The following is a 12,718-nucleotide window of genomic DNA, read 5'->3' as shown; positions in this document are numbered from 1 at the left end:
CACGGGAACCTCGCCTACTCGGGGACGGGCGGGTTGCCGCCTTGCCGGTGCGGGCGCTTCGGCCCAGAGTGACAGCAGATTCCACATCCGGTAACGAACTTCACGCGAAGGCTTCAATGGGGAAACCCAACGCGTACCGGCGTGGTCTTCAATGCCCTACCGGCTCGCTGGAGGCGAGCCCGGTTTCATAACCACTCCTAGGAGAACGCATCATGATGATGAAGACACTGACGATCGTGCTGGCCGCATCGGCCGCCCTGGCCGGTTGCGTGGTCGCACCGTACGACAACAACCCGCCGCCGCGCGCCCAGCGCGACCGGGATCGCGACGGCATACCGAACCGCGCCGACCGCGATCGCGATGGCGACGGCGTCCCCAACCGCTACGACCGCGCGCCGAACAACCCGAACCGCTGACAGTAGAAAAGGCCGCGAAGCTTTGAGCTTCGCGGCTTTTTTTTTATGCCGGGGCGTTTTATCCCGGTCGGCGCGCCATCAGCGCCCAGATGCCCGCCGCGCTCAGCAGCGATCCTCCCGTGAGATTGAAACGCCGCTGCGCGCGCGGCGACGAGAGCAGCTTGCGCGCCGAGCTCGCGAACACCGCATACAGCGTCGCGTTCAGCGCGGCCATCGCCACGAAGGTCACGGCCAGCACCCACATCTGCCGCGTCACGTCGGCGGCAGGGCTGATGAACTGCGGCAGGAACGCCACGAAGAACACGATGCCCTTGGGGTTCAGCGCCGTCACCAGGTAGGTGTTGGCGAAGAGCTTCCAGCGCGAGGCCGGCGCCGCGGGCGCGGCCATCTCGGTGGACAGGATCCCCGCGCGCATCAGCCGGATGCCCAGGTACAGCAGGTAAAGGCCACCGATCCACTTCACCACCGTGAACCAGAAGGCCGAGGTCGCCAGCAGCGCGCCCAGCCCCAACAGCGACACCACCAGCGCGGTCGAGTCACCCAGCGCCACCGCGGCGACGAGCGGCACGTTGGCGCGGCGGCCGTGCGACATCGAGTAGCTGATCACCGTGAGGATGGTCGGCCCCGGGATGATCAGCAGCACGGCGGAGGCCGCGACGAAGGCGAGCCAGAGTTCGATGGGCATGAGGTTGTCTCCTGGTGGTGTTGGTATTGATGTTGGCGGAAAGCGAAATGTGTTCGTCAGGTGCCGATGGCCGTGCGCGAGACATGCCAGGCGCCGCGATGGCCGTCCACGTAGCTGATCGGCGAATTGGCCAGGTCGTCCAGGTCCGCATCGTCCAGGCAGGTCACGTTCACCCCGTAGGCGCTTGCGCCGGTTTCCGGCGAATGGCCCACGCCGAAGGCGCGCACGCCGCAGCGCTTGCACACGATGTAGTGGCTGTTGCTGGTGTCGAGCATCTGCTCGCTGAGTTCGGACTCGCCTGCGAGCAGCCGGAAGGCGTCGGGCGCGACGATGGCGGGCCAGAAGCGCGTCTGGGTGCAGATCGCGCAGTTGCACCGCAGGGTGCCCAGGCTCAGGTCGATGTCGGCTTCGAATCGCACGGCGTCGCAGTGGCAGCCGCCGGTGTAGGTCTTTTTCATGTGCTTGTTCGGTGCTCCGCAGATCGATGGGAGCGGCCGGCAAACACGATATCAAAGGCCGTGCCAACAGGCATCGGCGAGGGTTTTTCAGGCGGGTGCGGTGCCGAACCGGGCGGCCGACCGGGCCTTGGCGCGCTCGGCCTCGACCGCGCGGTCCTTCGGTTCGGCCGTGGTGACGAGCGAGTCGATCAGACGCGCCGCGGTCGCGGCCACCTCGTCGACCGCGCGCTCGAAGGCCTCTTCGTTGGCCTTGGACGGCACGCTGAAACCGCTGAGCTTGCGCACGAACTGCAGCGCGGCGGCGCGGATCTCCTGCTCGGTGGCGGGGGGCTCGAAGTTGTAGAGGGTCTTGATGCTTCTGCACATGGGCGGGTTCTCCGATTGCAGGGGACATTCCAGTCTAGCGAAGCAGGGCCATCCTGAAAGCATCGTGGTAGGTGCCGTCGATCAGGCTGGCGCGCCGCGCGAGCCCTTCGTGCTCGAAGCCCAGCCGCTCGTACAGCGCCTTGGCATTCAGGTTGTCCGCGCGGACAGAGAGCTCGATGCGGGTCAGTCCGCGCGCCCACGACCTGTCGATGGCCGCCTGCAGCAGCTGCGTGCCGAGACCTCGGCCGCGCGCCTCGGGCAAGAGGGCGATGCCCAGGATGCCGATGTGCGCGCGCGAATGCCCGAAGACCGGCGACACGTCGCACCAGCCCACCACCTTGTCATCGGCGTCGACCGCGACGACATGCGGAAAGCCTTGGGCCAGCACGCTGCGGTAGAAGGCGAGCGAGTTCTCCCACGGCGGCGCCTGGGTCTGGGCGAGGTACTTCTTTTCGCGCGCCACGACATCGAGCGCCTGGTACAGGCTCTCGAAGTGGCGCTCTTCGGTGGAGACGACGGAATGGGTCATGCGCGAAGCCTCGCTTCCAGTTGCTGTTTCACCGCCGGCCACTCGTCGTCGATGATGCTGAAGCGCACCGAGTTGCGCTTGCGGCCGTCCGGCATGATCCGCTCGTGGCGCACGATGCCCTCCTGTTTCGCGCCGAGCCGCAGGATGGCCGCACGCGATTTCGCGTTGATCTCGTCGGTGGTGAACTGCACGCGCACGCAGGCCATCTCTTCGAAGGCGTGGCACAGCATCAGGTACTTGGCCTCGGTGTTGACGAAGCTCTTCTGCCACGACGCCGAGATCCAGGTGCTGCCGATCTCGAGCTTGCGGTTGATGCGGTCGATCTTCCAGAAGCGTGTGGAGCCGATGACCTGGTCGGTCTCGCGCAGCACGGTGACATAGGCCATCACATGGCCGGCTGCCTGACCTTCGAGCGGGGTGCGCAAGTAGGCGTCGATGGTCTGGGCCGAGGGGACGACGGTGAAGGGCAGGTTCCAGAGCTCGCCGTCGGCGGCGGCCGCCACGAGGGCGGAGGCGTCGGAGGCCTGGAGGGGCCGCAGGGTGATGCGGCGACCGACGAGGGGCTGGTGAGACGGGGGCATGCGCTGAAGATAGCGCAAGACCATCAGCGCAGCGCTTGCTCCACCGCCAGCGCCACGGCCGCGAGCCGCGCATCGTCGCCGCGCACCGACGAGAGCATCAGCCCCACCGGCAGTTCATCCGGCGCATGGCACGGCAGGCTGAACGCACACCCGTCGAGGAAGTTGATCGCGAAGGTGTTGCGCAGCAGCAGGCCGTTGGCCTGGAAGAACGCGGCGTCCTCGGCCAGCGACGCGATGGGCGGCGCGACGATCGGCACGGTCGGGCAGATGAGCGCGTCGAAGCCTTCGAGCACGTGTTCGACACGGCCGATCCAGTCGCGACGGCGGTCCTGCATGACGATGTAGTCGGCGGCGCGCACCTCGGTGCCGAGGGCGATGCGGGCGGCCACGCGCGAATCGAAACCCTCGCGCTTTGCGGCGAAGCGTTCGCGGTGAACGGCCGAGGCTTCGACCGGCGAGAAGCCGCCGGGCGCGTTGATCGAAGCGATCTCCGCCAACTCGGCCAGCGTGATGTCCACCACCTGCGCACCCGCCGCCGACAGCGCCCGCACCGAGCGCTCGAAGGCGCGCGCGACCGCCGGCTCGATGCCGTCGAACATCAGCGTGCGCGGCACCGCGAGACGCAGGCCCTGGAGCGGGCGCCGGCGCACCACCAGCGGCGCATCGGCAATGGCCGCATCGGCGACGAGGCAGTCTTCGACGCTGCGCGCCATCGCGCAGACGGTGTCGAGCGAACGCGCGAGCTCGAAGGCGCCCGTGCGCGGCACGCGCGACTGCGTGCTCTTGAAACCCACGAGCCCGCAGAGCGCCGCCGGAATGCGGATCGAGCCGCCCGTGTCCGACCCCAGCCCCGCGACCGCGAGGCCCAGCGCCACCGACACGGCCGCGCCCGAGGACGAGCCGCCCGGAATGCGCGGCGTGCCCGCATCGGCCGGGTTGTGCGGCGTGCCGTAGTGCGGGTTGATGCCCACGCCCGAGAACGCGAACTCGGTCATGTTGGTCTTGCCGACGATGGCCGCGCCCTGCGTGCGCAGCCGCGCCACGGCCACCGCATCGCGCGCGGCCGGCGGTTCGCCCTTACAGACGGCCGAGCCGGCCATCGTGGTCTCGCCCGCGACGTCGTACAGGTCCTTGACCGACACCGGCAGGCCCGCGAGCGCGCCGATCTGAACGCCGGCTTTCTGCGCCGCATCCGCATGCCGGGCGGCCGCGAGCGCCGCATCGGCGTAGGTCTTCGTGAACACATGCTGCGCCGAAGGCAGCGCGGCCGCTTCGAGCACCTGCCCGATCAGCGCTTCGTGCGACAGCTCGCCGCGCGCGATGCGTTCGCGCAGGGCGGTGATGGTGAGGTTGCCGGTGCCGCGCATCACGCCACCACCGGCAGTGCGTTCACCGCATAGCGATGCACGATGCGCCGCTGCAGGCGCGGGTCGCGCAGTTCGATTTCCATCTGCGCGGCCGGGCGGATGCCTTCGCCCTTCGCATTGGGCAGTGCGCCGAGCGTGCCGCAGGTCATGAACAGGCCCTCGGGCGCGGCGGTCGTGCCGGGCATGCCGTCGCGCAGCGCGGCCAGCGGCCGGATCGACGCGAGCGTGCCGCGCTGGTAGTCCACCCAGCGGCCGTCCTCGAAGATGCGCGAGTGAAGTTGGATTTCGTCCTGATGCGCCTGCACATCGCGCCAGCCCCAGGCCACCTGGGCCACGGGCTTGGCGCACATCTGCTTGGAGACGGCGACGGAATAGCTCTCGACCTGGCGGTCGGTGTGGTCCGAGGCCACGCTCAGCCACCACTCGCCCTGCGAGAAGAAGAACACGGGCTCGGCCTCGCCGGAGCTCTGGTCGCCCAGGGCCTCGATGGCGCTCGACTGGGTCAGCAACTGGGACGCCACCCGGTAGTACAGCGGCACGCTCGACGGGCGCGGCACGCCGATGGCGGCCAGCTCCTCGATGTGGTGTTCGATGGCCGCGACGTCGCGGCCGGTCCATCCCGCCACCACCAGCGCGGTGGGTTCGACGGAACGCAGCTCGATGGCGCGGGCGCCGTCGGCGCTCACGGTTTCGCAGGCAAAACGCAGATGCATGTCGGTCTCAGGCTTCCAGGGGTTTCTTGGCGGTTTCGCGGGCAATGAAGAGCGCGACCAGCGTGATGCACAGGGCCGCCGTCACGTACAGCGACACGGCCACCGTGGTGCCCCACGACTTGTAGAGGCTGGCGATGATCAGTGGTGCGAAGCCGCCGCCCAGGATGCCGGCCAGCGTGTAGGCCAGCGACGAGCCGGCATAGCGCACGCGGCCTGGGAACTGCTCGGTCACGAAGGCGGCCTGCGGGCCGTACATGATCGCGTGGATGATCAGGCCGACCACCACCGCCGCGCAGATCGCGATGGGCTGTGCGCTGTTCATCAACACGAAGAACACGAAGGCCCAGACGATGCCCAGCAGTGCGCCGGCGATGTACACGGGCTTCCTGCCGATGCGGTCCGACAAGCTGCCGAAGTACGGCACCGCGATCGCATTGCAGGCCGCGCCGATCATCGTCGCGGTGAGCGCGAGCGGCCGCGACAGGTGCAGCACCGTCGTCACGTAGGTGAGGGTGAACACCACCACCAGCGCATAGAGCACGTCCGAACCGATGCGCGAACCGCCGGCCACCAGCAGGCGCCGCCAGTGCTGCGTGAATACTTCCTTCACGGGCGTCTTGGCGGTGGCCTTCTTCTCTTCCATTTCGAGGAAGACCGGGGTCTCGTCCACGCCGCGGCGCAGCCACAGGCCGAACAGCACCAGCGCCACGCTCGAGATGAACGGAATGCGCCAGCCCCAGGCCATGAAGTCTTCCGGGCTCAGCCATGCAGAGACCGCGGCGATGAAGCCGGTGCCGATCAGCGTGCCGAACGACGGGCCGATCTGCGTGAACGAGGCGTTGCGGCCGCGCTGGTTGGGCTTGCCGTGTTCCATCGACAACAGCACCGCGCCGGCCCATTCGCCGCCGAGTGCCACACCCTGCACGAAGCGCAGCGCGACCAGCGCGACCGGCGCCCAGATGCCCCAGGTCGCATACGTGGGCAACAGGCCCATGAGGCCGGTGGACACACCCATGATGACCAGCGTGGCCACCAGCACGAAGCGCCGGCCGAGCCGGTCGCCCAGGTGGCCGAACACCACACCGCCGAGCGGCCGCGAGATGTAGCCGACCGCGTAGGTCGAGAACGCGAGGATGGTGCCCGTCAGCGGGTCGAACGACGGGAAGAACACCGCGTTGAAGACCAGCGCGGCCATGATGTTGTAGACGGTGAAGTCGTACCACTCCAGCGTGGTGCCGATGGAGCTGGCCATTGCGAGCCGGCCCATCTTGGGCGGTGCCGCGGCGGTGGCCGGGGCGGTGAGAACGTGTTCGGTCATGGGAATGCCCTTGTTCAATGGAGAGATGGAAAACGGGGAGGCGTGATCAGTTCAGCTCGGCCGCGCTCAGCTTCCAGCCGAGTGCGAGCAGCCAGCCGGTGGCCGGGTCGGCATCGAGCGCGGCGGCTGCGGCGGTGCGTGCGGCGCGCGCGGCATCGGCGCTGCTGGCTTCGATCACCAGCATCGGCTGCAGCACGCGGCCTTCGGTGGATTCGCGCGGCAGCGGCGTGCTGAGCGTGGTGTCGGGTGCGAGCAGGTACGACTGCACGAAGCCTGCCTGCCCGGCGAGCTGGCGGCCGGCTGCGGCGGCGTGTGCGACCAGCGCTTCCACGTCGCCGGTGACTGCAAGCGGCAGCACGACCGCATGGCTGCCGCTGCCGAAGCCCGTCACCGCCCGCACGGCGCACACACGGCGGATCGGCTGGCGCATGCGGTCGAGGTTGGCAATAGACCACGGCGTCTGCTTCTCGAACGCGGCGCGGTAGCCCGGCGAGCCGAACACGGCCAGCGATTCGGTGCGGTACAGCCCCAGGTACTTGCGCCCGCCTTCGAGCGAGAAATAGCGTGCGCCCGACAGAAAACCGGGGATGCGCACGCGCTCTTCCACATGCTCCCTGTCGTACCAGCGGTTGAAGTCGGCCTCGTCGGCCGGCTCCACGTCGGAGGCGACGAAGAGCATGCCGTTCGCGATCGCTGCGGGGGAGGAAGAGTCAGGTGTGTTCATGGCGGCGGAAGAGGAGGCGGGCCTTCGAAAAATGAAGGCGCGATCTTCCGTCGCGGGGTCGGACTGTCACAAACGAGTTTTTTTGGGCGACAGCCACAAGAATTACTGGCCCCTTTTCGGGGCCGGAATGCGCCAATTTGAGGGTTAACCCTCTGAAGCTGCGCTCCAGGTTGGTGCGATTGCCGAGGTCGTGAACTGGTCCGAGGCCCGGCAGGCCAGTTCGGCCACGAGCCGGATGGCGTCGGAGTCGGCCGCTTCCAGATGGCTCACCACGATGCGCTGCGGCGAGATGAGCGCATCGCACTCGATGATCCGCACGTCGCCGATGGCCACGTATTCGTAGCAGGGCGGCAGCGGCACCAGCGCATTGCCGAAGCCCGCCTTCACCAGGCGCGCGAGCGCCGAGATCGAGCTCACGCAGTGCACCTTGCCCAGCGGAATGCCGGCTGCGCGAAACAGGTTCTTGAGCGCCTCGTGCGGCTGCGAGCCGGGGCTCATGGTGAGCACGGGCTGGCGCAGCAACTGCTCGACGGTCTGTGTGCCCTCGGCGCCGACCGGGCCGACCCAGCCCATCGGCATCGGCAGGCACGGCGTGCTCACGATGCCTGCGCCGGCGATGTGGTCGGTCTGCAGCGCGATGTCCAGCGCCCCTTCGCGCAGGCCCCGGTGCAGCGCGAGCGTGGTTTCGGAGGTGAGCTGCACCTCGATGCCCGGGTAGGTGGAGCGCAGGTTGGTCAGAAAGCCCAGCAGCCAGGTGTGCACGACGGTTTCGATGGCGCCGATGCGCACCAGCCCGAGGATGTCGCCGCGCGGGCGGCCGAGCGAGACGATCTCGCGGCGCAGCTCGAGCAGCCGCTCGCCGTAGTCCATGAGCCGCACGCCCACCGGCGTGAGCCGCAGCTCGCGCGCGTCGCGCTCGAAGAGGCGCGCACCGATGTCTTCTTCCAGCGAAGCCACGCGGTTGGACACGGCCGCCTGCGTGATGTGGAGCCGGTCGCTTGCCGCGCGAAAGCTGCCCAGCCGCGCGGCCCAGAGGAAGGCTTCGACAAATCTTGTATTCATGAGGGCACCTGCGGGGCATTTTGCCCGCAACGCGCCCGGCGATGGGTGTCCCTAGGCTGGAAGCAGGTTCATCTGCGCGAGCAGCTTGCGCCCGAGCGGGATGCGCTTGGCCACGTCGGCCTCGCCGTGCATGTCGATGTTCAGCGCAAAGCTCTGCACGCTGCCGTTCGCCTGCGCGACCCAGCCGACCCACCAGCCGAGCGAGAAGCTGGGCGTTTCGTACCAGCCGGTCTTGCCGTGCAGGGCCTGCGTGGGCGTCTTCTCCAGCAGCGTGATCTCGTGGACCATGTCCTGCGTGCGCATCGACATCGGCAGGCTGCGCTGCGCGAGCCGCATCAGGAAGCGCACCTGCTCGGCGGCGGAGATCTGCAGCTTGTTGTTGACCCAGAACTGGTCGACCTCGGTGCCCAGCGTCTCGTTGCCGTAGTGCAGCTTCGCGATCCACTCGTTCATGCGCGCGAGGCCGATGCGGCGCGCCACTTCGCGGTAGATCGGCAGGTGCGAGACGCGGATCGCGTCGCGCAGGTTCATGTCGCGCTCCCATTCCTTGCGCTTGTAGGTGCCGCCGCCGTAGGGGAGGATTTCGTCGATGTCCTTCACCGCACCGGTCTCCAGCGCGATCAGGCTGTTGGGAATCTTGAAGGTCGATGCGGGGCTGTAGCGCTTCTGGGCGCGCCGGCGGTCGACCACGGTGAGCTTCGCAGTGGCGCTGTCGAGCACCACCCAGGTTCCGCGCACGTCGACGTCCTTGAAGTGGGTGGCGAGGTCGGGGCGTTCCTCGACGTGCGCGACAGGCGTGGCCGCGTCGGCAAAGCGCGCGGCGCCGAGTGCGGCGAGCAGGCCGCAGCCGCTCTGGGCGAGAAAGGTGCGGCGGGCACGGGCGTCGGCACGGGGCGTGCGGGTCGTGAAAGGCGGGGGAAGCAGGGGCATGTCGTGTGCTGCGTGTGATGGAACCTGCCGATCATCTGGTGCAGGTCGGTCATTCACAACGCAGGCGGCCCTGCGCTTCGTCACGGGCGTAACGGCTGTCACGCCATTGGATGGTTCAGCTGTCGTCGATCAGCCCGCGCTCGCGCGCCTGCTGCTCGTTGCCGAAGATCGCCATCGCGGTGCGCATGCGCTTGAAGCCCAGCTTCTTGTAGAAGGGCTCCTTGCCCGCCACCGCGTACAGGATGATCTTGCGGTGCCCGCGCGAGAACTCCACGAGCTTCGCGACGATCGCCTTGCCGAGGCCGATACCCTGGCAGTCCGGATGCACCGCCACGTCGCAGATGTAGGAGCAGTCCAAGCCGTCGGCCACTGCGCGGCCCGCGCCGACCAGCCGGCCATCTTCATAGACGAGGCATTTGAAGAGACTGTTCGAGAACACGACCTGCAGGTCGGCCGGCTTCTTGGTGCCGAGCGGGGCGATCTCGTAGAGGCGGGACAGCTCGTTCCAGTCGAGCGCTTCGAGCGTGTGGCGCCATTCGAGAGACATCGCAGCCGCGCTCCTGCCGTCCATCTTTCTTATTCAGCCCATCGAGTAGAAGAACTCTTCCCGCACGATCTTGCCGTCCTTGACGGTGTAGAGCGCCATTTCTTCCATCGTGAAGCGTTGCTTGGTGGGCTTCATAGTCACGTCGAACTTGAAGCCGACGATGAAGCGGTCGTCGAGGGGCCACGGGCCGGCGACCTGCATGGAATGCACCTCGTGGTTCTCCACCCACCACTCGCCCTTTGCCTTGATGGCCGCAAGGCCGACCGCTTCGCGCGACTGGCCGGGAGGGCCGCCGGCCTCGACGCTCACGGCTTCGGGTGCGTACAGCACCTGGGCCTCGTCGAATTTCCCTTCCTTGCACAACGCCACGAGCTTGTTGGCGATTTCCAGGGTGTTCATGGGTTCTCCTATGTACGAACGCAGGGTGAGGTGATGACCGAGGCGGGAGTGTAGGCCCGCACCCGTGTCGCGCGCTACCTCGGCGTGTTTCAGGGCGTGCCGTTGAGGGCGCGCATGCTGTTGACGCCTTCGGGCGACAGCCAGAGGAGGGTGTTGAGATAGGTCTCGATGCGGTCCACCAGCGCGCCGCGCGGGCCGTCGCGCCACTCCGAAGAACCGTAGAACGCGGCCTGTTCGGTCTCCAGCGCCTCGCGGCTGTCATAGGCGCGAACGAGGTGGTAGCTGGCTTCCTCGTGGTCCGATTTCCCGTAGGTCACCACGTCCATGCCCTTGCTGCGCAGCATCGGCACGGCGCGTTCGTGCATGGCGGCGTGGAACGCGTCGAGCGTGCCGGGCTTCAGGCGGTAGGTGCGGATTTCGATGAGGCGGTTCATGGTGGACTTGCCCTGCCGAAATTGCTATGGCAGCTGGACGACTGAAACATTGCAGATATACGCGAATTCTTCAGCCGCATCCTTGCCGCCGAGGTTTTCAGTGGAGAAGTACATGTCGTTCAACCAGTCTGCTGCAACGACTTGTCTTGCAATGCTCTGCAGGCTGTGACTTGTGTCCAGAGCGCATTCGAATGGCAACCGTCCATGCGATGAAGAAACAAGGCTCAAACGAAGTTGACGCGCTGCGGGGTCATGCCAGCAATAAAAGGTCATGGGCGATGACCGATGGTGGAGCAGCCATTGCCGCCGAGCCTCGATCAGGCGCTCCAGCAGTTCTACGAGCCCTGGCTCCGATATCGCGTTCATTTCGTCATCGCGTGGTGAAAAACACCACATGTTGTCGATCGCTTCTGCGCGAATGTCTCCCGGGTCCACTGTGATGACCTGATCCTTGGCCATTTCGAGCCAGTTTGCAAAAACTACTGAGAGCAAGGTAATTCTTTTGAATGATCACGCGGGTTGGAGGAGGTCCCACCTGTTCCCGCAGAGGTCCTGGAAGACCGCCACCGTGCCATGCGGCTCGTGCCTTGGTTCTTCGAGAAAGCGGACGCCGTGCGCCTTCATGTGTGCGTGGTCGGCGGCGAAGTCCCGCGTGTGCAGGAACAGGAAGACGCGGCCACCGGCCTGGTTGCCGACCGCCGCCTGCTGTTCGTCGTTCGCGGCCTTGGCGAGCAGCAGCGTGGCACCCGCGTTGCGCGAAGGCGCGACCACCACCCAGCGCTTGCCCGGGCCGCGCGGCGTGTCTTCGAGGAGGTCGAAGCGCAGCGCCTCGGTGAAGAAGCGGATGGCTTCGTCGTAGTCGTGGACGAGGAGGGTGATAGTGGCGAGGTGGCGTGGCACGAAAGGCTGGGTCATCGATAGATCACGCTGTGGTCGCAGTGGTAGCGAGTGGCTGGATCGGCGGCGCGCAACCGATAGATCTCCTCCCAGGTGGAGGCCCAGTCTGACTCCGGGGTCAGCGCGGTACCAGGGTAAGTCTCTTCTCCGGCTTGTCTGAAAACCCGCCAAATTGGAAGACCGGTGGAGGCATGAGATCCGAAATAGGCCTCGACAAACGAAGGCAACCACTCGGAGTCCATGCCGATGGACATCTGCGCGCCCGAGAGAGCGACAAGCCCCCACGGGGTTCGAGGTCCGAAGCCGGATTCGCAGTACGCGATGCCGGTGTTCGATGTCGCGTGGTCCAGCACAGCCCAGCACAGATACGCTTCATCCGGTAATCCGTAGTCCCAATGACGCATGATCGCCACCGGCTCCACGAGGAGGCTTCGGATGTGCGCCTGGACACGCGCATCGCGGATGCGGCACACCTCCGCCTCGACAAGGTGCCGGATCAATGCGGGCGACATGCTCATGCGGGAAATTCGGTGCGCAGCCTGCGACTCGAAACGGCGATTCCGATCAGGTGAAAACAATCGCCGTCTTGTGCGCAATGCTCAAGCGAGCCGCTTCATAGAGCAGCAGCCACGATTCGATTTCCCGGTAGAGGCCTTCGTCGTCGCCCATGCCGTCGCTCAGCCGCGCAGCTTCCTCGTCCGACAGCTGGCCGTCCGTGAGCGCGATGCCCAGGGCGGGCGCGACCAGCACCAGCTCCTCGAGCAGCCGGTACGACGAGCCGAGCATGCCGCCGGGCAGGTCGGTCTCGTCTTCTTCGGCAAAGATCACCTCCTCGAAGTCGACCGGTACATAGAAGCCTTCCGCGTCCGAATGGCAGAGCAGGTGGCTCTCGAAGGTGCTGGCCACGTCTTCGAGCGTCTCGTCTTCCGTGGGATCGGTGTCCTCCGGCAGGGGCGTTGCTATCCATCCGGGCGTCGTCACGCGATGCGCATAGGCGCGGCGCAGGTAGTGGATGAACGAGTAGGGCAGGCCGTCGATCGGTGCGCGCGAATCGAGCGGCGGCAACACGCGGGGCTCCACGTGCGGCGGCAGGCCCGCCTCGGCGAGCTTGCGGTTCACGACCGCAAAGTCTTCATCGAACTGCTCGACGCTCTCGGGATCGTTTTCGATCAGGTCGGCGAGGATGCCGACGGAAACGGCCAGGCCCATGGGGTTCTCCAGTTTGTTGGCGGATTCGCTGCGATGGTGGCGAGAGCCGGTGAAGGCGGCATGACGGCCGACCTTCACCGTTG

Annotated in this window: 19 protein-coding genes; 1 reads left to right on the top strand and 18 read right to left on the bottom strand. The window is 66.9% G+C overall.

The features are described 5' to 3' along the window. Positions 1 to 212 precede the first annotated feature (212 nt). Complete coding sequence (locus ACSFA7_RS23685) at positions 213 to 416, top strand: thrombospondin type 3 repeat-containing protein (RefSeq protein ID WP_013539922.1); 204 nt, start codon at positions 213 to 215, stop codon at positions 414 to 416. Positions 417 to 474: 58 nt separating this feature from the next. On the opposite strand, the gene ACSFA7_RS23680 is transcribed toward ACSFA7_RS23685, so the two are convergent. From ACSFA7_RS23680 to ACSFA7_RS23595, 18 genes are all read right to left on the bottom strand, one after another. Continuing rightward, a complete protein-coding gene (locus ACSFA7_RS23680; protein WP_435501611.1) occupies positions 475 to 1,101 on the bottom strand; it encodes a LysE family translocator in 627 nt (208 codons plus the stop codon). Between the two features lie 56 nt (positions 1,102 to 1,157). Next, positions 1,158 to 1,559, bottom strand: coding sequence for a GFA family protein (locus tag ACSFA7_RS23675; protein ID WP_435501610.1), 402 nt, complete (start codon positions 1,557 to 1,559; stop codon positions 1,158 to 1,160). A gap of 87 nt (positions 1,560 to 1,646) precedes the next feature. Continuing rightward, complete coding sequence (locus ACSFA7_RS23670) at positions 1,647 to 1,925, bottom strand: DUF2277 domain-containing protein (RefSeq protein ID WP_013539925.1); 279 nt, start codon at positions 1,923 to 1,925, stop codon at positions 1,647 to 1,649. 34 nt (positions 1,926 to 1,959) lie between these two features. Continuing rightward, a complete protein-coding gene (locus tag ACSFA7_RS23665; RefSeq protein ID WP_435501609.1) occupies positions 1,960 to 2,454 on the bottom strand; it encodes a GNAT family N-acetyltransferase in 495 nt (164 codons plus the stop codon). Beyond that, positions 2,451 to 3,035 (bottom strand): GNAT family N-acetyltransferase, encoded by a 585-nt coding sequence (locus ACSFA7_RS23660; protein ID WP_435501608.1) that lies wholly within the window; start codon positions 3,033 to 3,035, stop codon positions 2,451 to 2,453. The genes ACSFA7_RS23665 and ACSFA7_RS23660 overlap by 4 nt, the downstream gene beginning before the upstream one ends. Before the next feature lie 23 nt (positions 3,036 to 3,058). Further along, positions 3,059 to 4,402 carry an amidase gene (locus tag ACSFA7_RS23655; RefSeq protein WP_435501607.1) on the bottom strand — a complete coding sequence of 448 codons (1,344 nt, stop codon included), beginning with the start codon at positions 4,400 to 4,402 and terminating at the stop codon, positions 3,059 to 3,061. Further along, positions 4,402 to 5,115: a DUF2848 domain-containing protein gene (locus ACSFA7_RS23650; protein ID WP_435501606.1), complete on the bottom strand. Its 714-nt coding sequence runs from the start codon at positions 5,113 to 5,115 to the stop codon at positions 4,402 to 4,404. Before ACSFA7_RS23650 ends, ACSFA7_RS23655 begins: the two co-directional genes overlap by 1 nt. Before the next feature lie 7 nt (positions 5,116 to 5,122). Then, positions 5,123 to 6,433 (bottom strand): MFS transporter, encoded by a 1,311-nt coding sequence (locus ACSFA7_RS23645; RefSeq protein ID WP_435501605.1) that lies wholly within the window; start codon positions 6,431 to 6,433, stop codon positions 5,123 to 5,125. 46 nt (positions 6,434 to 6,479) lie between these two features. Then, positions 6,480 to 7,157 (bottom strand): hypothetical protein, encoded by a 678-nt coding sequence (locus ACSFA7_RS23640; RefSeq protein WP_435501604.1) that lies wholly within the window; start codon positions 7,155 to 7,157, stop codon positions 6,480 to 6,482. Positions 7,158 to 7,301: 144 nt separating this feature from the next. Then, the gene (locus ACSFA7_RS23635) at positions 7,302 to 8,219 is read right to left on the bottom strand and encodes a LysR family transcriptional regulator (protein WP_435501603.1); all 918 of its coding nucleotides are present in this window, start codon (positions 8,217 to 8,219) and stop codon (positions 7,302 to 7,304) included. Positions 8,220 to 8,270: 51 nt separating this feature from the next. Further along, positions 8,271 to 9,149: a class D beta-lactamase gene (gene blaOXA, locus ACSFA7_RS23630; RefSeq protein WP_435501602.1), complete on the bottom strand. Its 879-nt coding sequence runs from the start codon at positions 9,147 to 9,149 to the stop codon at positions 8,271 to 8,273. 115 nt (positions 9,150 to 9,264) lie between these two features. Then, positions 9,265 to 9,696, bottom strand: coding sequence for a GNAT family N-acetyltransferase (locus ACSFA7_RS23625; RefSeq protein WP_435501601.1), 432 nt, complete (start codon positions 9,694 to 9,696; stop codon positions 9,265 to 9,267). Positions 9,697 to 9,729: 33 nt separating this feature from the next. Next, on the bottom strand, positions 9,730 to 10,095 hold the full coding sequence (locus tag ACSFA7_RS23620) for a SnoaL-like domain-containing protein (protein ID WP_435501600.1): 366 nt from the start codon (positions 10,093 to 10,095) through the stop codon (positions 9,730 to 9,732). 89 nt (positions 10,096 to 10,184) lie between these two features. After that, positions 10,185 to 10,529 carry an NIPSNAP family protein gene (locus tag ACSFA7_RS23615; RefSeq protein ID WP_435501599.1) on the bottom strand — a complete coding sequence of 115 codons (345 nt, stop codon included), beginning with the start codon at positions 10,527 to 10,529 and terminating at the stop codon, positions 10,185 to 10,187. A gap of 24 nt (positions 10,530 to 10,553) precedes the next feature. Further along, on the bottom strand, positions 10,554 to 10,988 hold the full coding sequence (locus ACSFA7_RS23610) for a hypothetical protein (RefSeq protein WP_435501598.1): 435 nt from the start codon (positions 10,986 to 10,988) through the stop codon (positions 10,554 to 10,556). 51 nt (positions 10,989 to 11,039) lie between these two features. Continuing rightward, positions 11,040 to 11,444, bottom strand: coding sequence for a VOC family protein (locus tag ACSFA7_RS23605; protein WP_435501597.1), 405 nt, complete (start codon positions 11,442 to 11,444; stop codon positions 11,040 to 11,042). Further along, entirely contained in the window at positions 11,441 to 11,944 is a 504-nt protein-coding gene (locus ACSFA7_RS23600) for a hypothetical protein (RefSeq protein ID WP_435501596.1), read from the bottom strand. The genes ACSFA7_RS23605 and ACSFA7_RS23600 overlap by 4 nt, the downstream gene beginning before the upstream one ends. A 46-nt stretch (positions 11,945 to 11,990) precedes the next feature. Then, positions 11,991 to 12,713, bottom strand: coding sequence for a hypothetical protein (locus ACSFA7_RS23595; protein WP_435501595.1), 723 nt, complete (start codon positions 12,711 to 12,713; stop codon positions 11,991 to 11,993). Positions 12,714 to 12,718 lie beyond the last annotated feature (5 nt).

The sequence above is a fragment of the Variovorax trehalosi genome (assembly GCF_051216415.1).
Classification (GTDB): Bacteria; Pseudomonadota; Gammaproteobacteria; order Burkholderiales; family Burkholderiaceae_C; genus Variovorax.
This window is presented reverse-complemented; position numbering and strand designations above follow the sequence as displayed.